This window comes from Paraburkholderia kururiensis JCM 10599 = LMG 19447 (assembly GCF_003986935.1).
In the GTDB taxonomy this organism is placed as follows: domain Bacteria; phylum Pseudomonadota; class Gammaproteobacteria; order Burkholderiales; family Burkholderiaceae; genus Paraburkholderia; species Paraburkholderia kururiensis.
Map to the genome: position 1 here is coordinate 91,012 of NZ_RJZE01000019.1, position 21,353 is coordinate 112,364.

Consider the following 21,353-nt stretch of genomic DNA (forward strand, 5'->3'; position numbering starts at 1 on the left):
GCTCTGTGTAGGGCGCCCGATAGCGGGAGTGTAGCGCCATCGCCGCCTGGTGGCTGGTGCGGTAAGGCTCGTCTGCGCGGCCGGTACGTGGCGCCTTGCGGATGCGTCGAGCCACGTGTCCTTCTGTTTCAGCCGATGAATGGCCCCGGCGCCGGGTGCAATGTTCCGCGATGTTCTGCAATGTCGGGCGATGCCGCGCCATACCTTGCGATGCCGCGCGACCTCGCAGCGTGCTCACGCGGGATGCCGCGACGTTCCGGCCGCACGTGGCTCGCCGTCAGGCCACAGGCGGCAGCTTACGCAGCGGCGGGTCACATCGCCCGTGCCCGCGCTCTCCGCCCGCCTGTGCCGCCTCACCCGTGCTTGCGATTTACCGCGCGATACCCGATGTCGCGGCGGTACTGCATGCCGTCGAACGAGATCTGGTTGATCGTCTCGTAGGCGACCGACTGCGCGCTGCGCACCGAGTCCGCGAGTCCCACCACGCACAGCACGCGGCCGCCCGAAGTGACCAGCTTGCCGTCGACGATCGACGTGCCCGCATGGAACGTGACGGAATTTTCCGTCTCGGCCGGAATGCCGTTGATGCGATCGCCCTTGCGCGGCGTGTCCGGATAGTTGTGCGCCGCGAGCACCACGCCGAGCGCCGTGCGGCGGTCCCACTCGAGTTCGACGGTATCGAGCGTGCCGGCGATGGCGTGCTCCACCACCTTCGAGAAGTCGCCCTTGAGACGCGCCATGATGGGCTGCGTTTCCGGGTCGCCCATGCGGCAGTTGAATTCGAGCGTTTTCGGGTTGCCTTGCGCGTCGATCATGAGGCCCGCGTAGAGGAAGCCCGTGTAGCGGATGCCTTCCTTTTCCATGCCGCGCACGGTGGGCAGGATGATCTCGCGCATCACACGCGCATGCAGTTGCGGCGTGACGATGGGCGCGGGCGAGTAGGCGCCCATGCCGCCCGTGTTCGGGCCTTCGTCGTTGTCGAGCAGGCGCTTGTGGTCCTGGCTGGAGGCGAGCGGCAGCACGTGCTTGCCGTCCACCATCACGATGAAGCTGGCTTCCTCGCCCGCGAGGAATTCTTCGATCACGACTCGCGCGCCCGCGTCGCCCAGCTTGTTGTCGGCGAGCATCATGTCGATGGCCGCGTGTGCTTCGTCGGCGCTCATGGCCACCACGACGCCCTTGCCCGCGGCGAGCCCGTCTGCCTTGATGACGATGGGCGCGCCTTTGGCGTCGATGTACGCGTGGGCGGCGGCGGCATCCGAGAAGGTCTCGTATTCGGCGGTGGGAATGGCGTGGCGCTTCATGAACGCCTTGGCGAAGTCCTTCGAGCTTTCCAGCTGGGCGGCTTCCTTCGTGGGGCCGAACACTTTCAGGCCGCGCGAGCGAAACAGATTGACGATGCCCGCGGCGAGCGGCGCTTCCGGCCCCACCACGGTGAAGGCGACCTGCTCTTTCTCGACGAAATCGGCCAGCGCGTCCGGCGCCGTGATGTCGACGTTGGCGAGCCGCGCGTCCTGCGCGGTGCCGCCGTTGCCGGGCGCGACGTAGACGAGCTGCACGCGCGGCGATTGCGCAAGCTTCCATGCGAGGGCATGTTCGCGGCCGCCAGAACCGACGACGAGTAACTTCATTTGAATCCCCGAAGACTGAAAAACCGTGACGGCCGATGCCAGCGCATCAGCCGTGATATCCGCAAGGTTCGCACGGGGCGAACGTCAGGCCTGTGACACGAAAGGCGCGCGGCGAACGACGACGCATAACACAGGCACGTGGGGCGGACATGGCATACGTCGCAGGCGAGATTGCCGCGCCTTTATGCCTTGTCCTTGCGCGTGGCCCGTGGCGCGTCGTGGCCCTTACGCCTCGTCGATCACCGCGTTGGTGTACACCTGCTGCACGTCGTCGAGATTCTCGAGCGCGTCGAGCAGCTTCTGCATCTTCACCGCGTCTTCGCCGGTGAATTCGACTTCCGTCTGAGGCTTCATGGTCACCTCGGCGTCCTCCGCCTTGAAGCCCGCGGCTTCGAGCGCGGACTTCACCTTCGGGAAGTCGTTGGGCGGGCAGATCACTTCGACGCTGCCGTCGTCGTTGGTCACGACGTCGTCGGCGCCCGCTTCGAGCGCGGCGTCCATGAGCTTGTCTTCGGGCGTGCCCGGCGCGAACAGGAACTGGCCGACGTGATCGAACATGAACGACACCGAGCCGTCCGTGCCCATGTTGCCGCCGAACTTCGAGAACGCGTGGCGCACTTCGGCCACGGTACGCGTGCGGTTGTCGGTCATCGTGTCCACGATGATCGCCGCGCCGCCGATGCCGTAGCCCTCGTAGCGGATTTCCTCGTAGGTGGCGCCGTCCACGCCGCCCACGCCGCGCTGGATCGCGCGGTTGATGTTGTCCTTGGGCATGTTGGCGTCGGTCGCCTTGTCCACGGCGAGCCGCAGGCGCGGGTTGGTGTCGATGTCACCGCCGCCGAGGCGCGCCGCCACCTGAATTTCCTTGATGAGCCGCGTCCAGACCTTGCCGCGCTTGGCGTCCGCTGCTGCTTTTTTATGCTTGATGTTGGCCCATTTCGAATGACCCGCCATACCTTTCTCCGTGGCGCTCGCCGGCAAGGCGCGCGCATTGTGCAATTGTCTTTGCGTCGTTGCGATTTCGGGCGCGGCCGGCAGCCGTAGGGCACTGGCCTTGCGCGCCTCGATGTCTGTTCGTGCGTTCGCGTGATCGCGCCGTCGTGCGGGGGCGTGGCCGCTTGGCCTTCGTGTCCGTCGTGTTGTTACGCGCCGCCCGGCGGGAAAGAAGCCGACCGGTCAGGCGACCCGTCTGCCCGCCGTTAGTTTGCCGCCGTTAGTCCGCCGCCGTTAATGCGTTCTTGGCCGCCCACCAGCCCGCTGAAGCGAACATCGATTTTACCACGCCGGGGCGGGCCGACAGCCGCCGTCCGGTGGCCTGAGCGGACGCGGGAAGGACAGAAGAGCGGCCGGATGGCGGGGGTGTGGGCCTTGAATGGCGGGGTGGTCCGCCCGATCAGGGCAACGCGGGCGGGATAGTTTGCGGACCCGGGAGGGCCGCTGCACCCTGCGGCGACCCCGGCGCACGCGAACGTCGGGGCCGTCGTTCTTTCAGTTCTTCGTACCGAACAACCGGTCACCCGCGTCGCCGAGACCCGGCACGATGTAGGCATGCTCGTTCAGATGCGAGTCGAGCGACGCCACGTACAGCTTCACGTCCGGATGCGCTTTCTGGAACACCTCGACGCCCTCGGGCGCCGCGACGAGCGCGAGGAACAGAATGTTCTCGCCGGCCACGTTGCGGCGCTTGAGCACGTCCACGGCGTGCACCGCCGAGTAGCCCGTGGCGACCATCGGGTCGCACAGGATGAAGATGCGGTCTTCCAGGTCGGGTAGCCGCACGAGGTATTCGACGGGGCGGTGCGCGTCGTCGCGATAGACGCCGATATGGCCCACCCGCGCCGACGGAATCAGCTCCAGCAGCCCGTCCGACATCCCGACGCCCGCGCGCAGCACCGGCACGATGGCGAGCTTCTTGCCCGCGATCACCGGCGCGTCGATCTCGACGAGCGGCGTCTGCACGCGCCGCGTGGTGACGGGCAGGTTGCGCGTGATCTCGTAGCCCATCAGCAGCGTGATTTCGCGCAGCAGTTCGCGGAACGTGCGGGTGGACGTGTCCTTGTCGCGCATGTGCGTGAGCTTGTGCTGGATCAACGGGTGATCGAGGATAAAAAGGTTCGGAAAGCGGCTGTCCTGTTTCATGACGAAGGCACAAGGCGGCAAGGGGAAATCGGCCGGGCCGGCAGGGCGGGCTCAGCGCCCTGACCGCAGCCCGGTGAAAAGACGCGCCGCGGTCCGGCAAGGGTCCGGCAGGCGCGCCACGGCTGCAAGTTTACCGACAAAGCGTGCGGTGGCGATATGGACGGATGCCGCGGCCAACGGCGCCGCGCCGATTCTTCTAGAATCGGCTACTCGGCACCCACCCACGGCACCCCGCCGCACCCCGCGGGCGAAGCGGCCGGCCGGCAAGCACACCAAAGAGGATACATACCGATGGACATGGGCATCGCAGGACGCACCGCGCTCGTCTGCGCGGCGAGCAAGGGACTCGGGCGCGGCTGCGCAGAAGCGCTGGCCGCCGAAGGCGTGAATCTCACCATCGTCGCGCGCACGCAGGAGACGCTCGACGCCACGGCGGCCCAGATTCGCGCGAAGACCGGTGTCGAGGTGAACGCGGTCGCCTGCGACATCACCACGCCCGAAGGCCGCGCGGCGGCGCTCGCCGCGTGCCCGCGCCCGGACATCCTCGTCAACAACGCGGGCGGCCCGCCGCCGGGCGACTTCCGCCAGTTCAGCCACGACGACTGGATCCGCGCGCTCGAAGCCAACATGCTCACGCCGATCGAGCTGATTCGCGCCACCGTGGACGCCATGATCGAGCGCGGGTTCGGCCGCATCGTGAACATTACGAGTTCGTCGGTGAAAGCGCCCATCGACGTGCTGGGGCTCTCCAACGGCGCCCGCTCGGGCCTGACGGGCTTCGTGGCGGGCGTGGCGCGCAAGGTCGCTCCGCACGGCGTGACGATCAACAACCTGCTGCCGGGCCTCTTCGATACCGACCGCATCGTCAGCACGATGGCGGCGCAGGCGAAGGCCGCCAACGTTTCGATCGACGAAGCCCGCAAGCACCGCATGGCATCGATTCCGGCGGGCCGCTTCGGTCAGCCCGACGAGTTCGGCCGCGCCTGCGCTTTCCTCTGCAGCGTGCACGCGGGCTACATCACGGGGCAAAATCTGCTGATCGACGGCGGGGCTTATCCGGGTACCTTTTGACAGGTACCTTTGACGAGCGCCTTCTGTCGGCCGCCGCCCGCTCGCCACGACCCGAACCGCCCACCTCATCCATCACATTCGACCAGATCAACCAAAGGGAGACCCACCTCATGTCCACACGCGTCGCACTCATTGCGCACGACCACAAGAAAGACGACATCGTGAAGCTGGTCGGCGAGTATGCCGACACGCTGCGCCGCTGCCACCTCATCGCCACGGGCACCACGGGTTCACGCATCGCGACGGCGCACGGGCTCGAAGTGGAGCGCATGCTCTCGGGCCCGCACGGCGGCGACCTGCAGATCGGTGCGCAGCTGGCCGAGGGCAGGGTGGACATGGTGATCTTCCTGCGCGACCCCATGACGCCGCAGCCGCACGAACCGGACATCAACGCGCTCGTGCGCGCCTGCGACGTGCACAACGTGCCGTGCGCGACCAACATCTCGACCGCGCGCATGATTCTCGACGTGCTGGCGCTGCGACTCGCCCAGGAAGGCGAGTGACCTCAGCGGAAGGCGGATGAGGCCAATCCGCCTTCCCGCTTCGAATGCGGCTTCGAATGCGGCTTCGAATAACGACTGAACAGGAGACAGAACGAGATGAGCAAGGCAATCCGATTCGAACGCACGGGCGGCCCGGAGGTGATGAAGTGGGTCGATGTGCCCGTGGGCGCCCCCGGCGAGGGCGAGATCCGCATCCGTCAGCACGCGGTCGGGCTCAACTACATCGACGTGTACTTCCGCAGCGGGCTCTATCCGCTGCCATTGCCCGGTGGGCTCGGCATGGAAGCGGCGGGCGAGGTCGCGGCCGTGGGGCCTGGCGTGACGAGTCTCGCCGTAGGCGACCGCGTGGCCTATGTCGCGCGCCCGCCCGGGGCCTATGCCGAAGAACGCGTGCTGGGCGCGGCGCAAGTCGTGAAGCTGCCGGACGCGCTCTCGTACGAACAGGCGGCCTCGGTGATGCTGCAGGGCCTCACGGCGCAGTACCTGCTGCGCCGCACATACAGGGTGAAGCCCGGCGACACGATCCTGATCCAGGCCGCCGCGGGCGGCGTGGGCCTGCTGGTGTGCCAGTGGGCCAAGGCGCTGGGCGCCACCGTGATCGGCACCGTGGGTTCGGACGACAAGGCCGCCATCGCGAAGGTGCACGGCTGCGACTACCCGATTGTCTACACGCGCGAGAACTTCACGAAGCGCGTGCGCGAGATCACCAACGGCGCGGGCGTGCCCGTGGTCTACGACTCGATTGGCCGCGACACCTTCACCGGCTCGCTCGACTGCCTTGCGCCGCTCGGCCTCTTCGTGAGCTTCGGCAACGCGTCGGGGCCGCTGCCGCCCATCGACTCGTCCGAATTCGCGGGCCGCGGCTCGTTGTTCTTCACGCGCCCCACACTCTTCACGTACATGGCCAAACGCGCCGACTACGAAGCGATGTCGGCCGAACTGTTCGACGTGCTCGCCTCGGGCAAGGTGAAGACGAGCATCAACCAGCGTTATGCGCTTGCCGAGGTCGCCCGCGCGCATGAGGACCTCGAAGCGCGCAAGACGACGGGCTCCACGGTGCTGATGCCCTGAGCGGCGCAAGCTTTCCTTTCCCGTAAAGGGCGGCAGACGTGCCGCCTTTTTTTCGCGTTCCGGCCGCCCGACGAGCGCCGCGCACCCCGCGCATCCCGTGTTTACGCGCTTTTTACACCCGCGCCCCCCACCTTTAACCCGCCCTTTACATCCAACCGACTAACGTTGCATCCATCCGTAATCCATCATCGGAGAACACAAACATGGATGCGCTGTACGTCGGGGGAATCGTGGCTTTCGCCGCGCTGACCTACGCCCTGATTGCCGGTTGCCAGAAGCTCACGCAATACCGGCGCGGCCAGGGGGCACGGTCATGACCTGGATGCTTTGGCTCTCCGGAGCGGCCACGCTGTTGCTGTTCGCCTATCTCATCCATGCGCTGCTGCGCGCGGAGGATCTGGAATGAACCTCGACAACATTCAGCAACCGCTCGTCTATCTCGTCGTTCTGCTGCTGCTCGCCGTGCCCGTTTCGCGTTATCTGACGAAGGTGATGGACGGCACGTCGCGCGTCGTGCGCGTGTTCGCGCCGCTCGAACGGTTCCTGTTCCGCGCGGCCGGCGTCGATGCTCAGGCCGAGATGGGCTGGAAGCAGTACGCGGTGGCAACCATCGCGTTCAACCTGCTGGGCGCGCTGTTCCTCTATTTGCTGCTGCGTGTGCAAGGCTGGCTGCCCGGCAATCCGCAGGGCTTCGGTCCCATGACCGTGGACGGCGCGTTCAACACGGCCGTGAGTTTCGTCACGAACACGAACTGGCAGGACTATTCGCCGGAGCAGACCGTGAGCTATCTCACGCAGATGCTCGGCTTCACCGTGCAGAACTTCCTCTCCGCGGCGACCGGCATCGTCGTGGTGATCGCGTTGATTCGCGGCTTCGCGCGTCACACCGCGAAGACCATCGGCAACTTCTGGGTCGACGTGACGCGGGTCACGCTCTACGTGCTCGTGCCGATGTCGGCGCTCATCGCCGCGCTGCTGATGAGCCAGGGGATGATCCAGAACTTCCGTGCGTACGAAGACGTGCCAGTGCTCCAGACCACGACCTACGCGGCGCCGAAGCTCGATGCGTCAGGCAATCCGGTGAAGGACGCGAAGGGCAACCCCGTGACGGTCGACACGAAGGTCACGTCACAGACGCTCGCCATGGGTCCGGTCGCCTCGCAGGTCGCGATCAAGATGCTCGGCACGAACGGCGGCGGCTTCTTCAACGCCAACTCGGCGCATCCGTATGAGAACCCCACGCCGTTCGCCAACTTCGTGGAAGTGATCGCGATTCTCCTGCTGCCCGCGGCGCTGTGCTTGACGTTCGGCCAGATGGTGCTGGATCGCCGCCAGGGCGTGGCCGTGCTCGCCGCGATGACGATTGCGTTCGCCATCGGCGTGTGGGGCGAAATCAGCGCCGAGCAGGCGGGCAATCCGCTTTACGCGTCGCTCAACGTCGATCAGCAGGCGAGCGCGCTGCAATCGGGCGGCAACATGGAAGGCAAAGAGACGCGCTTCGGCATCGCGCAGTCCGGCATCTTCACGGTGGCCACCACCGCTGCGTCGTGCGGCGCCGTGAACACGATGCACGACTCGCTCACGCCGTTGGGCGGCCTCGTTCCGCTGCTGCTGATCCAGTTGGGCGAGGTGATCTTCGGCGGCGTGGGTTCGGGCCTCTACGGCATGCTCGTGTTCGCGCTGCTCGCCGTGTTCGTGGCGGGGCTCATGATCGGCCGCACGCCGGAATACGTCGGCAAGAAGATCGAGTCGTACGAGATGAAGATGGTCTCCATCGTCGTGCTGCTCACGCCGCTGCTCGTGCTGGTCGGCACCTCGATCGCGGTGCTCACCAGTGCCGGCACCGCGGGTATCGCCAACCCGGGCCCGCATGGCTTCTCCGAAATTCTCTACGCGTTCAGCTCCGCGGCGAACAACAACGGCAGCGCGTTCGCGGGCCTTTCGGTGAACACGCCGTTCTATAACACGCTGCTTGGCATTGCGATGTGGTTCGGCCGCTTCGGCACCATCGTGCCGGTGCTCGCCATCGCGGGGTCGCTCGCGGAAAAGAAGCGCATCGGCGTGACGGCCGGCACGCTGCCCACGCATGGCGCGCTCTTCGTCGTGCTGCTGCTCGGCACCGTGGCGCTGGTGGGTGCGCTCACGTATGTGCCGGCGCTCGCGCTCGGCCCGGGCGTCGAGCATCTGATGATGGTGGCGGGCCACTGACACGCATTCGGGAACTCAAGAACCATGAATCAACATTCCGCAACCCGTTCCATGTTCGATCCGGCGCTCGTGCGCCCGGCCATCGTGGAGTCGTTCAGGAAACTCGATCCGCGCACGCAGCTGCGCAACCCGGTGATGTTCTGCGTCTACGTGGGCAGCGTGCTCACCACGATCCTCTGGATCGCCGCGCTGGGCGGCGAGGCCGAGGCGCCCGCGGGCTTCATTCTCGCCGTCGCACTGTGGCTGTGGTTCACGGTGCTCTTCGCCAACTTCGCGGAGGCGCTCGCCGAGGGCCGCTCGAAGGCGCAGGCCGCTTCGCTGCGTCAGGCGAAGAAAGACGTGATGGCCAAGAAGCTCAACGAGCAGCCGCATCCGAAGGCACCCGTGCGCATCACGACGGCCACGGACCTGCGCAAGGGCGACGTCGTGCTCGTCGAAGCGGGCGACGTGATTCCCGCGGACGGCGAAGTGATCGAAGGCGTCGCCTCGGTGGATGAGTCGGCCATCACGGGCGAATCCGCGCCGGTGATCCGCGAGTCGGGCGGCGATTTTTCGTCGGTGACGGGCGGCACGCGCGTGCTTTCGGACTGGATCGTCGTGCGTGTTTCGGTGAATCCGGGCGAGGCCTTTCTGGACCGCATGATCGCGATGGTGGAAGGTGCGAAGCGCCAGAAGACGCCGAACGAAGTCGCGCTCACCATCCTGCTCGTCGCGCTGACCATCGTGCTGCTGCTTGCCACGGCCACGCTGCTGCCGTTCTCGATGTTCTCGGTCGCGGCCGTGAAGGCGGGCCACGTCGTGACGATCACGGCGCTCGTCGCGTTGCTGGTGTGCCTGATTCCGACCACCATCGGCGGGCTGCTCTCGGCTATCGGCGTGGCGGGCATGAGCCGCATGATGCAGGCCAACGTGATCGCCACCTCGGGCCGCGCCGTGGAAGCCGCGGGCGACGTGGACGTGCTGCTGCTCGACAAGACCGGCACGATCACCCTCGGCAACCGCCAGGCGTCGACCTTCCTGCCTGCGCCGGGCGTTTCCGAAGAAGCGCTCGCGGACGCGGCGCAGCTTTCGTCGCTCGCAGACGAAACGCCGGAGGGCCGCAGCATCGTCGTGCTCGCGAAGCAGCGCTTCAACATCCGCCAGCGGGACATGGCCGTGCTCAACGCGGTGTTCATCGCGTTCAGCGCGCAGACGCGCATGAGCGGCGTGGACCTCGCACCCACGGCTCCCGGCACGCCACCGCGCGAGATTCGCAAGGGCGCGTCCGACGCCGTGAAGCAGTACGTCGAAGCGAACGGCGGCCACTATCCCGCCGAGGTGAATCACGCAGTGACCGAAGTGGCCCGCCGCGGCAGCACGCCGCTCGTGGTCGCGGAAAAGAGCGGCAACGGCACGCGCGTGCTCGGCGTGATCGAACTCAAGGACATCGTGAAAGGCGGCATCAAGGAGCGCTTCGCCGAGCTGCGCAAGATGGGTATCAAGACCGTGATGATCACGGGCGACAACCGTCTCACGGCGGCGGCCATCGCGGCGGAAGCGGGCGTGGACGACTTCCTCGCTGAAGCCACGCCCGAAGCGAAGCTCAAGATGATCCGCTCGCATCAGGCCGAAGGCCGGCTCGTGGCGATGACGGGCGACGGTACCAACGACGCGCCCGCGCTCGCCCAGGCCGACGTCGCGGTGGCGATGAATACGGGCACGCAGGCCGCGAAGGAAGCGGGCAACATGGTCGACCTCGATTCGAACCCGACCAAGCTCATCGAGATCGTGGAGATCGGCAAGCAGATGCTCATGACGCGCGGCTCGCTCACCACGTTTTCCATTGCGAACGACGTGGCGAAGTATTTCGCCATCATTCCGGCGGCCTTTGCCACGACCTACCCGCAGTTGCGCGTGCTCGACGTGATGCATCTGAGTTCGCCGTCGTCGGCGATCATGTCCGCGGTGATCTTCAACGCGCTCATCATCGTCGCGCTCATTCCGCTCGCGCTGAAGGGCGTGAAGTACCGGCCGCTCGGCGCGGCTGCCATCCTGCGCCGCAATCTGCTGGTCTATGGTCTGGGCGGCCTGTTGCTGCCGTTCCCGTTCATCAAGCTCATCGACATGGCGCTCACCGCGTTCGGGTGGGTGTGAAACATGCCGGACATCGAAGGATCGACCCTCATGAAATCGCTGTTTCGTTTGCTTCGCCCGCTCGCTGTGATCTTTGCCGTGCTCACGGCGCTCACGGGGCTCGCGTATCCCGCCGTGATGACGGCGTTCGGCCAGGCCGTGTTTCCGCACGAGGCCAACGGCAGCCTGATCGAAGTGAACGGTAAGCCGGTGGGCTCGGAATTGATCGGCCAGCAGTTCGACGCGCCGCAGTACTTCTGGGGGCGGCTCTCGGCTACGACGCCCATGCCGTATAACGCTCAGGGCTCGTCAGGCTCGAATCTGGGGCCCACCAACCCCGCACTCGCCGACGAGATCAAGGGGCGCCTCGACGCGCTCAAGGCGGCGGGCACCGATATGTCGAAGCCCGTGCCCGTGGATCTCGTGACGTCGTCGGCGAGCGGCCTCGACCCCGAGATCTCGCCGGCCGCCGCCGCGTACCAGGTGGAACGCGTGGCGAACGCGCGCCACCTGAACGCGAACGACGTGCAGGCGCTCGTGGACCGCTATACCGCAGGCCGGCAGTTCGGTCTCTTCGGCGAGCCGCGCGTGAACGTGCTCAAGCTCAATCTCGCGCTGGACGCTGCGCAGCGCGGTTGACGCCGCGGGTGAGGCTTCGGCGCAAGCTGGCCCACGCCAGCTCCAGCCGGCACGCTCAGGCAGACAGGCGGCGCCCCCAAGGCGCCGCCGCGTTGCCATTTTCGCGGCGCGGTGCGACGATGGCCGCGGCGATGCGCCTGCGCCATACGACTCAAGAAGCCTGACGCACGCACCCGCTCACGCATCCGCTTAACGGCGGGCCACCCCTCGACCCCCCTCGCGTATGAACCGACCCGATCCCGACGAACTGCTCGACCGCCTGCAGCGCGACGAAGAGAAGCGCCAGCGCGGCAAGCTGAAGGTGTTCTTCGGCGCGTCGGCGGGCGTCGGCAAGACGTACGCCATGCTCCAGGCGGCGCGTCGGCGCAGGGAGGAGGGCGCTGACGTCGTAGTGGGCATCGTGGAAACGCACGGGCGCCACGAAACCGCGGCGCTGACGGAAGGGCTCGACGTGCTGCCGCTCCAGCAGATCGAGTACCGCGGCCGCACGCTCGGCGAGTTCGATCTGGACGCTGCGCTCGCGCGCAAGCCGCAGCTCGTGCTGGTGGACGAACTCGCGCATTCGAACGTGCAGGGCGCACGCCACCTCAAGCGCTGGCAGGACGTCTACGAACTGCTCGACGCGGGCATCGACGTCTATACGACGGTCAACGTTCAGCACCTGGAAAGCCTCAACGACGTGATCGGGCAGATCACCGGCATCCGCGTCTGGGAGACCGTGCCCGACCGCGTGTTCGACCGCGCGGACGAAGTCACGCTCGTGGACCTGCCCGCCGAGGAACTGCTCGACCGCATGCGCGACGGCAAGGTGTATATGCCCGCGCAGGCCGAACGCGCGGTGCGCAACTTCTTTCGCAAGGGCAACCTGATCGCGTTGCGCGAACTCGCACTGCGCCGCACGGCCGACCGCGTGGATGCGCAGATGCGCGAGTACCGCGCCGACCGCTCCATCCAGCGCATCTGGCAGGCGCGCGAACGTCTGCTGGTGTGCATTGGGCCGGGGCCGGAGGCGCCCACGCTCGTGCGCGGCGCGGCGCGTCTTGCGGCGAGCCTGAAGGCCGACTGGATCGCCGTCTATGTGGAAACGCCGAAGCTGCAACGGCTGCCCGACGCGCGCCGCGAACGCACGCTCGCCGCGCTCAAGCTCGCGGCGGACCTCGGCGCCGAAACGGTCACGCTCGCCGGTGACGACGCCGTGGATACGCTGCTCGGCTACGCGCGCGTACGCAACGTCTCGAAGCTGGTAGCGGGCGGCTCGCTGCGTTCGGGCTTCTCGCGCCGCCTGCGGCGGCCGTTCGGCGAACGTCTCGCGGAACGGTCGGGCGACCTCGATCTCACGCTGATCCGCGCCGCTGCTGACGAACATGGCCGCGACCGCGACGCCCACCCCGACACGCTCGCCAGCGCCTGGCGCGACGCGCTCTCGGCGGCACGCGAGCGCCGCTCGCCGCCGCGCGCCTATGCGATCGCGTTCGCCATCTGCGTGGCCATCACGGCGGTGGCGAGCCAGTTGAGGACGCACATCGACCTCACGAACCTCGTGATGCTGTATCTGCTCGGTGTGATTTTCGCGGCGGCGAAGCTGGGCCGCGGGCCGGGCGTGCTGCTCTCGTTCGCGAGCGTCGCGGCGTTCGACTTCTTCTTCGTGCCGCCGCGCATGTCGTTTTCGGTGTCGGACACGCAGTACCTGCTGACCTTTCTCGGCATGCTGCTCACGTCGCTCGTGATCAGCCATCTCACGTCGAGCCTGAGTCGCGAGGCGGCGGTTGCCCAGCGTCGCGAACAGCGCACCGGCGCCATGTACGCGATGGCGCGCGAACTGGCGGCGGCGCTCACGATGGAGCAGATCGTGGCCATCGGCAGCCGGCATGTGAGCGAGGTGTTCCGCGCGCGCGTGGCGCTGCTTTTGCCCGACAGCCAGGACAAGCTGCAGCAGAAGGTGGAAGAGCCGGACCCGGCCATCATGCTGGAAGGCGAGGCGCTCGACATCGACGTGGGGCAGTGGGTGTACGACCAGCAGCAGCCGGCCGGACGCGGCACCGACACGTTGCCCGCGGCCCGCGCGCTGTATCTGCCGCTGAAGGCGCCCATGCGCACGCGCGGCGTGCTCGCGGTGGAAACGCACGATGCACACGAACTCGACGTGCCCGAACAGCAGCGCATGCTGGAAGCGTTCGCGGCGCAGATCGCGCTCGCCGTGGAGCGCGTGCACTACGTGGAAATTGCCCGCGACGCGCTCGTGAACATGGAGTCGGAGCGGCTGCGCAACTCGCTGCTCTCGGCGATCTCGCACGACCTGCGCACGCCGCTCACGGCAATCGTCGGCTTTTCGTCGATGCTCGCGCAGATGCATGAGGCGAGCGTTGACGGCGATATGCCTGATGTGGCCCATGCAGCCGACCCGCGCGCCGAGAAGTCCGGTGAACTCGTGGAAGCGATTCACGACGAGGCGCTGCGCATGACGGGCATCGTCACGAACCTGCTCGACATGGCTCGGCTGCAGGCGGGCAGCCTCAATCTGAACCGCCAGTGGACGCTGCTCGAAGAGACCGTGGGCGCTGCGCTGCGCGCGTGCCGCCGCGTGTTGCAACGGCATCCGGTGCAGACGAAGCTGCCGGCTGACCTGCCGCTGCTGCAGCTCGATGCCGTGCTGATGGAGCGCCTCTTCTCGAACCTCTTCGAGAACGCGGCGAAGTACACGCCGCTCGATACGCCGCTCGTGATCGGCGCCGAGCGCATCGAGGAGGGCGGCCGGCCGTTCGTGCGCGTGACGGTTGACGACGCGGGGCCGGGGCTGCCCGTGGGCATGGAAGCGCGCGTGTTCGAGAAGTTCACGCGCGGCGAGAAAGAGTCGGCGAAGCCGGGCATCGGGCTCGGGCTTGCGATCTGCCGCGCGATCGTGGAGGCGCACGGCGGCGCGATCGGTGCGTTCAACCGGCTTGCCCCGGACGGCCATGTGGAAGGCGCGCGCTTCTGGTTCACGCTGCCGGTGGAGACGCCGCCCGCGACGATGGAGGCGTTGGAGGCGGAAGAGGCGGAAGAGGCGGAAGAGGCGGGGCAGGAGGTCGTTCGGGAAACGGTGCAGGAGGCGACTCGGGCAGCCACTCAGGCAGCCACTCAGGAAGCCACTCAGGAAGCGCTTCGCGAAGCAACACAGCAAACGCACGGGCCCCGCGCCGGTGAAGCCGCTGCCCCGGCGACGGGCGGCGGCACAGAACAAGCCGCTGAACAAACCCGATCCGCCGCGCCGCCCACGGAGATGCCCGGGGGCTCATCCTCTACCTCGCCATCTGGCCCCGTGCCGGGCGATACTACGGCCTCCGGCGCCGGGGTTGCATCGCCCGCCGCCGACCGCTCGCCCAACCTGGACCGGCCGGACCGGCCGGACCCGCTTTCGGGGCCCACGCCCTCTCCCCACTCTCATTCATGAACGAGCCGCGCATCACCGTCGTCCTGATCGAAGACGAAAAGCAGATTCGCCGCTTCGTGCGCGCGACCCTGGAAGCCGAAGGCATCGCCGTGCACGACGCCGACACGGGCCGCCAGGGTCTCGTGGAGGCAGCCACGCGCAAGCCCGACCTCGTGATCGTGGACCTCGGGCTGCCCGACACCGACGGGCTCGACGTGATCCGCGAGCTGCGCGGCTGGAGCGACCTGCCCGTGATCGTGCTCTCGGCGCGCAGCCAGGAAAGCGAGAAGGTGGCCGCACTCGACGCGGGCGCCGACGACTACCTCACGAAGCCGTTCGGCGTCTCCGAACTGCTCGCGCGGATTCGCGCGCATCTGCGCCGCCGCAACCACGGCGGCTCGAACGAGACGCCGCAGGTCCATTTCGGCGGCGTGACCGTGGACCTTGCGCTACGCCAGGTCTCGCGCGACGGGGCGCCCGTGCATCTCACGCCCATCGAGTACCGGTTGCTCGCCACGCTGGTGCGCCACGCCGGCCGCGTGCTGACCCACCGGCAACTGCTGCGCGACGTCTGGGGGCCGTCGCACGTGGAGAGCAGCCACTACCTGCGCATCTACATGGCACACCTGCGCCAGAAGCTGGAACGCGATCCCGCCCAGCCCGAGCACATCGTCACCGAGACGGGCGTGGGGTATCGGCTCATCGGCACGAGCTGAGGCCGCAGCGGGTTCGCGCAACCACGCGGCGGAACGCGAATGTCCGTGGCTATAATGCAGCGATCCGGTCTTGAAATTGGCTCGCGCCCCATGCGGCGCGGGTTCGGCGGTTCGATACGCGCTTGATGCGCGTCCGATGCATCCTTGATGCCCCGCTTGAGGCCCCGCGTGAGGCCCAATTGACACCCGATTGATACGCGATTGATACGCGATCGATACCCGATTGATACGCGACGCCTCGCCTCGATTGGCCGGTCCGCTCCATTCGAGGACGCGCTCGCGAACAGCCGCAGCCGCGCCGGCCGCGCGCAAGGAGGGGGCAATGCTTGAACCACTATCGCTGGCAGCAGGCCTTGCCTGGGGCAGCGGCTTGCGCCTCTATCTCACGGTGCTGATTGCGGGCGTTCTGGAGCGCCTCGGCTTCATCCATCTGCCCGACACGCTCGCGGTGCTCGCTTCGCCCTGGGTGCTGACGGCGGCGGCCGTGCTGACCATCGCTGAATTTCTCGCCGACAAGATTCCCGCCTTCGATTCGCTCTGGGACGCCGTGCACACCTTCATCCGCATTCCCGCGGGCGCGGTGCTCGCGGCGGGCGCGCTCGGTCACGCCGACCCGGCGCTGCTCACGGTGGCGGCGCTCGCGGGCGGCACGCTTGCCGGCACGACCCATCTCGCCAAGGCGGGCACGCGCGCACTGATCAATCTTTCGCCGGAACCGGTGTCGAACGTCGTGACCTCCACGGCCGAAGACGGCCTCACGTTCACGGGCGTGCTGCTCGCGCTTTTCGTGCCGCTGCTCTTTCTGGTGCTGCTTGCGGGCTTCCTCGCCGTGGCGCTGTGGGCGTTGCCGCGGCTGTGGCGCGGCGTGCAGGGCGGTTTCAGGGGGATGGCGACGCATATGGTGTCGCGTTTCGGAACGTTGAGGAGCCGACACGATTGAGCGAAGCACAGAAGGTCGAGGCAAGCCTGCCGAAAGACGCGGCGCCGCGCCGCTACCGATGGTTCGACGTGGTCCGCCAGGCCGCGCGCATGACGGCCCGCGACTGGCGCGCGGGCGAACTGACCATGCTTGCGCTCGCGCTGGTGCTGGCCGTCACCGCGCTTTCGAGCGTCGGCTTTCTCGCTGACCGGCTGCAACAAGGGCTCGAACGCGACGCGCGACAAATGATCGCGGCCGACTTCATCGTGCGCGCCGACCATCCCGTCGATCCCCAATTCGCCCGCGAGGCCGAGACGCTCGGCTTGCGTACCGCATCGACAGCGATTTTTCCGACGATGGTGAGCGGCGGTGCGGCTTCGGCATCGGGGGCGGCTGCATCTACGGGCGAGGCTTCGGGCTCAACTTCGGGTTCAACTTTGGGCTCAACTTCGGCCTCAAGCCCGGCTGCGGCCGCGACGCGCGCGCGGCGGGGCGGCGACGTCGCGCAGTCGCAACCGGCAGCCGAGGCCGCCCAGCCTGCGCCCACCCTCGCACGCCTCTCCGCCGTGAAGGCCGTCTCGCCGGGATATCCGTTGCGCGGCGCGCTGCGCATCGCGTCCGGGCCCAACGCGCCGGATCACGCCGCAACCGGCATCCCCGCGCCCGGCACCGTCTGGGTGGACGAACAATTGCTCGATACGCTCAACCTGCGCGTGGGCGACACGGTGCTGGTGGGCGGGCGCACCTTCAAGGTGGCCGCGATGATTACCCGCGAGCTGGATCGCGGCTTCTCGTTCGTCAATTTCTCGCCGCGTCTCATGATGCGCGCCGATGAGCTTTCGTCCACCGGCCTGATCGGCTACGGCAGTCGGGTCACCTGGCGGCTGCTCGTGGCGGGGCCCGATGACGCCGTGGCGCGTTTTGCCGGGTGGGCCCATGCGCGCGTGGACGGCGGCAAGATGCGCGGCGTCGCGCTCGAATCGTTGCAGGACGGGCAGCCGCAGGTGCGGCAGACGCTCGATCGCGCGGGCCACTTCCTCACGCTCGTCGCGCTGCTCACGGCCTTGCTCGCGGCGGTCGCCATCGCCATGACCGCGCACCGCTACACGCGCCGCCATCTGGACAGCTGCGCGCAGATGCGCTGCCTCGGCGTGAGCCAGCGCACGTTGCGCGTGCTGTTCACGCTCGAGTTCCTGACGGTGGGGCTCGTGGGCGGCATCGCGGGCCTCGCGCTCGGTTTCGGCGGACACCTCGCTTTGCTCGCGTGGCTCGGCAGTCTGATCGACGTCGCGCTGCCGTATCCGCGTGTGTGGCCCGCGCTCGAAGGGCTGGCGGCCGGCCTCGTGCTGCTGCTCGGCTTCGCGCTGCCGCCGCTGTTGCCGCTCACACGCGTGCCGCCGGTGCGGGTGCTGCGTCGCGAGTGGGGCGAGGCGGGGCGCACGGCGTGGGCCGCTTACGCGCTCGGCATCGCGCTCTTCGCCGGCCTGCTCGTGCTTGCCGCAGGCGAACTCAAGCTGGGCGGCATCGTGGCGGGCGGCTTCGCGGGCGGGCTGCTGCTGTTCTCAGTCGTCGCGCGGCTCGCGCTCTGGGCCGCCGCGCACGTGGCGCGCAGCGAGCGCGTGAACGCGAGCGTCGGCTGGCGTTATGCGCTTGCTTCGCTGGAGCGGCGCGCGGGCGCGAGCGCACTGCAGATTACGGCGCTCGGCATCGGGCTGATGTGCCTGCTGCTCATCGCGATGACGCGCAACGACCTGATCGACGGCTGGCGCAAATCGACGCCGCCCGACGCACCGAACGAATTCATCATCGACATTCAGCCCGACCAGCGCGCAGGCGTGCTCGACTACCTGAAGGCGCACGGCTTTGCCGACGTGACGCTCGAACCGATGGTGCGCGCGCGGCTCGTCGCCATCAACGGCAAGCCGGTCAATCCGGACAGCTACAAGAGCGAAGACGCGCGGCGCCTCGTTGATCGCGAATTCAACCTCTCGTACACGACGAAGCTGCCCGACGACAATCGCATCGAGGCGGGCAAGTGGTATGGCGACTCGAAGGCGCCGCAGCTTTCCATGGAGCAGGGGCTTGCCAAAATCCTCAACGTGAAGCCCGGCGATACGCTGCGCTTCGACGTGACGGGCATGACTGTCGATGCGCCCATCACGAGCACGCGCAAGCTCGACTGGGGATCGTTCAAGGTGAACTTCTTCGTGCTGATGCCGCCCGCGCTGCTGCAGGATTTTCCGTCGATGTTCATCACGAGCTTTCACGTGCCGCGCGAGCAGCGCGGCGTGATCGACGGACTCGTTGCCGCGTATCCGAACGTCACCGCCATCGACACCGCGCCCATCCTCTCGCAGGTGCAGCGCGTGATCGGCCAGGTGATCGGCGCCGTGCAGTTTCTGTTCGCGTTCACGCTGGGGGCGGGGCTGCTCGTGCTGTACGCGGCGCTTGCCGGAACCCGCGACGAACGTGTGCGAGAATCCGCGCTGCTGCGTGCGCTGGGGGCCTCGCACCGCCAGGTGCTCACGGTGCAGTTCGCTGAATTCGCCGTGGTGGGCGCGCTCGCGGGGCTCATGGGCGCGGCAGGCGCGCAGGCCGTGGGCGTGGTGCTCGCCACGCGCGTGTTCGACTTCTATCTCGCCTTCGACCCGTGGCTGCTGCCGGCCGGCGTGGTGGCCGGCGTGGCGTGCGCGGCGGTGGGCGGCTGGCTCAGTCTGCGCAACGTGCTGGCGCGGCCGGCGCTGCAATCGCTGCGGGACGCGTGAGACGCGATGCATCAGGGGCGTGATGCGGCCTTATCGACGAGGCTTCATTGAAGCCGCATCAATGAAGCCTTGCTTTCCCGCCCGCATTTTTTTCCGACTTCCTTTCTTGACCGTATGACCGATCCGAACGACGAAGCGCCGACCCAACCCACGGCCTTCGAACTCGTGGGCGGCGAGGCGCGCGTGCGCGAACTCGTCGACCGCTTCTATGACCTGATGGACCTCGAGCCCGAATTCGCGGGCCTGCGCGCGCTGCATCCGCCAACGCTGGACGGCTCGCGCGACAAGCTCTTCTGGTTCCTCTGCGGCTGGCTGGGCGGCCCGGACCACTACATCAGCCGCTTCGGGCATCCGCGGCTGCGTGCGCGGCACCTGCCGTACGCCATCGCATCGGACGAGCGTGACCAGTGGCTGCGCTGCATGGCCTGGGCGATGGAGGACGTCGGTTTGCCCGAGCCGCTGCGCGAGCGTCTGCTGCATTCGTTTTTCGAGACCGCCGACTGGATGCGCAATCGTCCGGGTTGATCTCCGGGTTGATGTGCTGGTTGATGTGCAGGCTGAGGTCCTGGCTGATGGCGCGCTGCGCCGGCGGTTCAGTGCTGGCCTGTTCGTCGGACCAGTACAGTCCGGTGACAGTTGGCCTGGAGGCAGCCTGTCCCCCGCAGCGCGGGCGACGCAATAATGGCCGCCATGCCGCATGGTTGGTGTGGCGCGCTGGCGGGATGCATGCCGCACGCTTATGGCACCTTGAGCGCCCGCCGCCTCCATGAAGCCCCACGAAACCGACAGGAAACGATCATGACCACGAAGGCGCTCTTTCGCGACGACGCTTATCTCACGCAATGCGACGCGTTGATCACCGCGATCGACGAGCAGGGCATTCATCTCGACCAGACGGTGTTCTATCCGCTCGGCGGCGGCCAGGCGGGCGACACGGGCGCGCTCACGCTCGAAGACGGCACGCGCATCGCGATTGCGGACACGCGCAAGGCGAAATTCGAAGGCGCCACACCGGACGATGCCGTCCACGTGCCCGCGCCGGAACAGGAGGCGCTGCTAGCGCGCCTGCGTGTGGGCGAACGCGTGCGCGCGGAGATCGACTGGGCGCGCCGTTACCGGCACATGCGTCTGCACACGGCAAGCCACCTGATGTGCGCGGTGCTGCCGTATCCCGTGGATGGTTGCAGCATCACGGCGGACTACGCGCGGCTCGACTTCGCGACCGTGGAGCCGATCGAACGCGACAGGGTGGAGGCGCGCCTGGGCGACCTGGTGGAAGGCTCGCATGCGGTGGCCACCGTCTGGATCACCGACGACGAAATGCAGCAGCGTCCCGAGCTGGTGCGCACGATGAGCGTGAAGCCGCCCATGGGACTGGGCCGCGTGCGGCTGCTGCGCATCGAAGACGTAGACCTTCAGCCCTGCGGCGGCACGCACGTGCGCAATACGAGCGAGATCGGCGCGCTGCGCGTGGCGAAGCTCGAAAAGAAGAGCGCGCGTACGCGGCGGCTCGTGCTGGAGTTCGCATGAGCGCGTCAGTCGCTGCAGGCAGCGACTGGAGCCGCGATTACGCGCAGCTCGATGCCCGCGCGAAGGCGGTGCTCGACTTCTGGTTCGGCGAGCCGGATTCGCCCGGCTACGGCGCGAAGCGAAAGATCTGGTTCGCACGCGACGAAGCGTTCGACAGCGAGCTTCGCGAGCGCTTCGGCGAACTGATCGTGCCGGGCCGCGAAGGCGCGCTCGATGCGTGGACCGCCACGGCGCCCGGCGCGCTGGCGCTCGTCATCGTGCTCGACCAGTTTTCGCGCAACTGCCATCGCGGCACGCCGCACGCGTTCGCGGGCGATCCAAAGGCGCTCGCTGTCGCGCGGCAGATGGTGGCGAGCGGCGCGGACCGTCTGCTGCCCAGCGTGCATCACCGCGCGTTTGCGTACCTGCCGTTCGAGCACGACGAGTCGGATGCGAGCCAGCACGAATCGCTGCGGCTCTTTCGCGGGCTCGCCGACGAACCGGGCGGTGACGACTACTACCGGTACGCGGTGCGGCACGCGCAGGTGATCGAGCGCTTCAGGCGCTATCCGCATCGGAATGCGGTGCTCGCGCGGCCCTCCACGCAGGAGGAAGAGGCGTTCCTGCGCGAGCCGGGGTCTTCGTTTTAGGGGTTTCGGCG

The 21,353-nt window shown here is 67.7% G+C and carries 18 protein-coding genes; 15 read left to right on the forward strand and 3 right to left on the reverse strand.

Translation table 11 applies throughout. From position 1 onward, the window contains the following. Positions 1 to 353: 353 nt before the first annotated feature. From purD to upp, 3 genes are all read right to left on the reverse strand, one after another. Complete coding sequence (gene purD / locus PKKP23_RS22455; RefSeq protein ID WP_017774364.1) at positions 354 to 1,631, reverse strand: phosphoribosylamine--glycine ligase; 1,278 nt, start codon at positions 1,629 to 1,631, stop codon at positions 354 to 356. Between the two features lie 225 nt (positions 1,632 to 1,856). Then, entirely contained in the window at positions 1,857 to 2,585 is a 729-nt protein-coding gene (locus PKKP23_RS22460; RefSeq protein WP_017774365.1) for a YebC/PmpR family DNA-binding transcriptional regulator, read from the reverse strand. 534 nt (positions 2,586 to 3,119) lie between these two features. Then, a complete protein-coding gene (gene upp, locus PKKP23_RS22465; RefSeq protein WP_126878490.1) occupies positions 3,120 to 3,770 on the reverse strand; it encodes a uracil phosphoribosyltransferase in 651 nt (216 codons plus the stop codon). Between the two features lie 291 nt (positions 3,771 to 4,061). Between upp and PKKP23_RS22470 the strand changes: the two genes are divergently transcribed. The 15 genes from PKKP23_RS22470 to PKKP23_RS22540 all read left to right on the forward strand — a co-directional run bounded on the left by PKKP23_RS22470 (position 4,062) and on the right by PKKP23_RS22540 (position 21,342). After that, entirely contained in the window at positions 4,062 to 4,841 is a 780-nt protein-coding gene (locus PKKP23_RS22470; RefSeq protein ID WP_126878491.1) for an SDR family oxidoreductase, read from the forward strand. A 110-nt stretch (positions 4,842 to 4,951) separates the two neighbouring features. Continuing rightward, the gene (locus PKKP23_RS22475; RefSeq protein WP_126878492.1) at positions 4,952 to 5,344 is read left to right on the forward strand and encodes a methylglyoxal synthase; all 393 of its coding nucleotides are present in this window, start codon (positions 4,952 to 4,954) and stop codon (positions 5,342 to 5,344) included. 96 nt (positions 5,345 to 5,440) lie between these two features. Beyond that, positions 5,441 to 6,415, forward strand: a complete 975-nt coding sequence (locus PKKP23_RS22480; protein WP_126878493.1) for a quinone oxidoreductase family protein — start codon at positions 5,441 to 5,443, stop codon at positions 6,413 to 6,415. 203 nt (positions 6,416 to 6,618) lie between these two features. Beyond that, positions 6,619 to 6,732 carry a potassium ABC transporter ATPase gene (locus PKKP23_RS22485; protein WP_081601790.1) on the forward strand — a complete coding sequence of 38 codons (114 nt, stop codon included), beginning with the start codon at positions 6,619 to 6,621 and terminating at the stop codon, positions 6,730 to 6,732. Then, positions 6,729 to 6,821, forward strand: a complete 93-nt coding sequence (locus tag PKKP23_RS22490) for a potassium-transporting ATPase subunit F (protein ID WP_017774370.1) — start codon at positions 6,729 to 6,731, stop codon at positions 6,819 to 6,821. The genes PKKP23_RS22485 and PKKP23_RS22490 overlap by 4 nt, the downstream gene beginning before the upstream one ends. Continuing rightward, positions 6,818 to 8,623 carry a potassium-transporting ATPase subunit KdpA gene (gene kdpA, locus PKKP23_RS22495; protein ID WP_126878494.1) on the forward strand — a complete coding sequence of 602 codons (1,806 nt, stop codon included), beginning with the start codon at positions 6,818 to 6,820 and terminating at the stop codon, positions 8,621 to 8,623. The genes PKKP23_RS22490 and kdpA overlap by 4 nt, the downstream gene beginning before the upstream one ends. A 24-nt stretch (positions 8,624 to 8,647) precedes the next feature. Next, positions 8,648 to 10,756 (forward strand): potassium-transporting ATPase subunit KdpB, encoded by a 2,109-nt coding sequence (gene kdpB, locus PKKP23_RS22500; RefSeq protein WP_126878495.1) that lies wholly within the window; start codon positions 8,648 to 8,650, stop codon positions 10,754 to 10,756. A 30-nt stretch (positions 10,757 to 10,786) separates the two neighbouring features. Continuing rightward, positions 10,787 to 11,374: a potassium-transporting ATPase subunit KdpC gene (gene kdpC / locus PKKP23_RS22505; RefSeq protein WP_126878496.1), complete on the forward strand. Its 588-nt coding sequence runs from the start codon at positions 10,787 to 10,789 to the stop codon at positions 11,372 to 11,374. Between the two features lie 223 nt (positions 11,375 to 11,597). Further along, positions 11,598 to 14,804 carry a sensor histidine kinase gene (locus PKKP23_RS22510; protein WP_126878497.1) on the forward strand — a complete coding sequence of 1,069 codons (3,207 nt, stop codon included), beginning with the start codon at positions 11,598 to 11,600 and terminating at the stop codon, positions 14,802 to 14,804. Continuing rightward, positions 14,801 to 15,499 carry a two-component system response regulator KdpE gene (gene kdpE / locus PKKP23_RS22515; protein ID WP_042301897.1) on the forward strand — a complete coding sequence of 233 codons (699 nt, stop codon included), beginning with the start codon at positions 14,801 to 14,803 and terminating at the stop codon, positions 15,497 to 15,499. Before PKKP23_RS22510 ends, kdpE begins: the two co-directional genes overlap by 4 nt. 322 nt (positions 15,500 to 15,821) lie before the next feature. Continuing rightward, the gene (locus tag PKKP23_RS22520; RefSeq protein WP_017774376.1) at positions 15,822 to 16,439 is read left to right on the forward strand and encodes a DUF4126 domain-containing protein; all 618 of its coding nucleotides are present in this window, start codon (positions 15,822 to 15,824) and stop codon (positions 16,437 to 16,439) included. Beyond that, positions 16,436 to 19,183, forward strand: coding sequence for an ABC transporter permease (locus PKKP23_RS22525; RefSeq protein ID WP_126878498.1), 2,748 nt, complete (start codon positions 16,436 to 16,438; stop codon positions 19,181 to 19,183). Before PKKP23_RS22520 ends, PKKP23_RS22525 begins: the two co-directional genes overlap by 4 nt. Before the next feature lie 114 nt (positions 19,184 to 19,297). Continuing rightward, the gene (locus PKKP23_RS22530) at positions 19,298 to 19,708 is read left to right on the forward strand and encodes a group II truncated hemoglobin (RefSeq protein WP_126878499.1); all 411 of its coding nucleotides are present in this window, start codon (positions 19,298 to 19,300) and stop codon (positions 19,706 to 19,708) included. A gap of 273 nt (positions 19,709 to 19,981) precedes the next feature. Then, the gene (locus tag PKKP23_RS22535) at positions 19,982 to 20,713 is read left to right on the forward strand and encodes an alanyl-tRNA editing protein (protein ID WP_126878500.1); all 732 of its coding nucleotides are present in this window, start codon (positions 19,982 to 19,984) and stop codon (positions 20,711 to 20,713) included. After that, positions 20,710 to 21,342, forward strand: coding sequence for a DUF924 family protein (locus PKKP23_RS22540; protein WP_126878501.1), 633 nt, complete (start codon positions 20,710 to 20,712; stop codon positions 21,340 to 21,342). Before PKKP23_RS22535 ends, PKKP23_RS22540 begins: the two co-directional genes overlap by 4 nt. The last annotated feature ends 11 nt before the right edge of the window (positions 21,343 to 21,353 follow it).

What these genes read in the sequence shown, in the direction of transcription:
- PKKP23_RS22510 (WP_126878497.1), top strand. Translation starts at nt 11,598, where the DNA reads ATGAACCGACCCGATCCCGACGAACTGCTCGACCGCCTGCAGCGCGAC.
- PKKP23_RS22530 (WP_126878499.1), top strand. Translation starts at nt 19,298, where the DNA reads ATGACCGATCCGAACGACGAAGCGCCGACCCAACCCACGGCCTTCGAA.
- kdpA (WP_126878494.1), top strand. Translation starts at nt 6,818, where the DNA reads ATGAACCTCGACAACATTCAGCAACCGCTCGTCTATCTCGTCGTTCTG.
- PKKP23_RS22475 (WP_126878492.1), top strand. Translation starts at nt 4,952, where the DNA reads ATGTCCACACGCGTCGCACTCATTGCGCACGACCACAAGAAAGACGAC.
- PKKP23_RS22540 (WP_126878501.1), top strand. Translation starts at nt 20,710, where the DNA reads ATGAGCGCGTCAGTCGCTGCAGGCAGCGACTGGAGCCGCGATTACGCG.
- PKKP23_RS22480 (WP_126878493.1), top strand. Translation starts at nt 5,441, where the DNA reads ATGAGCAAGGCAATCCGATTCGAACGCACGGGCGGCCCGGAGGTGATG.
- upp (WP_126878490.1), bottom strand. Translation starts at nt 3,770, where the DNA reads ATGAAACAGGACAGCCGCTTTCCGAACCTTTTTATCCTCGATCACCCG.
- PKKP23_RS22520 (WP_017774376.1), top strand. Translation starts at nt 15,822, where the DNA reads ATGCTTGAACCACTATCGCTGGCAGCAGGCCTTGCCTGGGGCAGCGGC.
- PKKP23_RS22490 (WP_017774370.1), top strand. Translation starts at nt 6,729, where the DNA reads ATGACCTGGATGCTTTGGCTCTCCGGAGCGGCCACGCTGTTGCTGTTC.
- kdpE (WP_042301897.1), top strand. Translation starts at nt 14,801, where the DNA reads ATGAACGAGCCGCGCATCACCGTCGTCCTGATCGAAGACGAAAAGCAG.
- purD (WP_017774364.1), bottom strand. Translation starts at nt 1,631, where the DNA reads ATGAAGTTACTCGTCGTCGGTTCTGGCGGCCGCGAACATGCCCTCGCA.
- PKKP23_RS22485 (WP_081601790.1), top strand. Translation starts at nt 6,619, where the DNA reads ATGGATGCGCTGTACGTCGGGGGAATCGTGGCTTTCGCCGCGCTGACC.
- kdpB (WP_126878495.1), top strand. Translation starts at nt 8,648, where the DNA reads ATGAATCAACATTCCGCAACCCGTTCCATGTTCGATCCGGCGCTCGTG.
- kdpC (WP_126878496.1), top strand. Translation starts at nt 10,787, where the DNA reads ATGAAATCGCTGTTTCGTTTGCTTCGCCCGCTCGCTGTGATCTTTGCC.
- PKKP23_RS22470 (WP_126878491.1), top strand. Translation starts at nt 4,062, where the DNA reads ATGGACATGGGCATCGCAGGACGCACCGCGCTCGTCTGCGCGGCGAGC.
- PKKP23_RS22460 (WP_017774365.1), bottom strand. Translation starts at nt 2,585, where the DNA reads ATGGCGGGTCATTCGAAATGGGCCAACATCAAGCATAAAAAAGCAGCA.
- PKKP23_RS22535 (WP_126878500.1), top strand. Translation starts at nt 19,982, where the DNA reads ATGACCACGAAGGCGCTCTTTCGCGACGACGCTTATCTCACGCAATGC.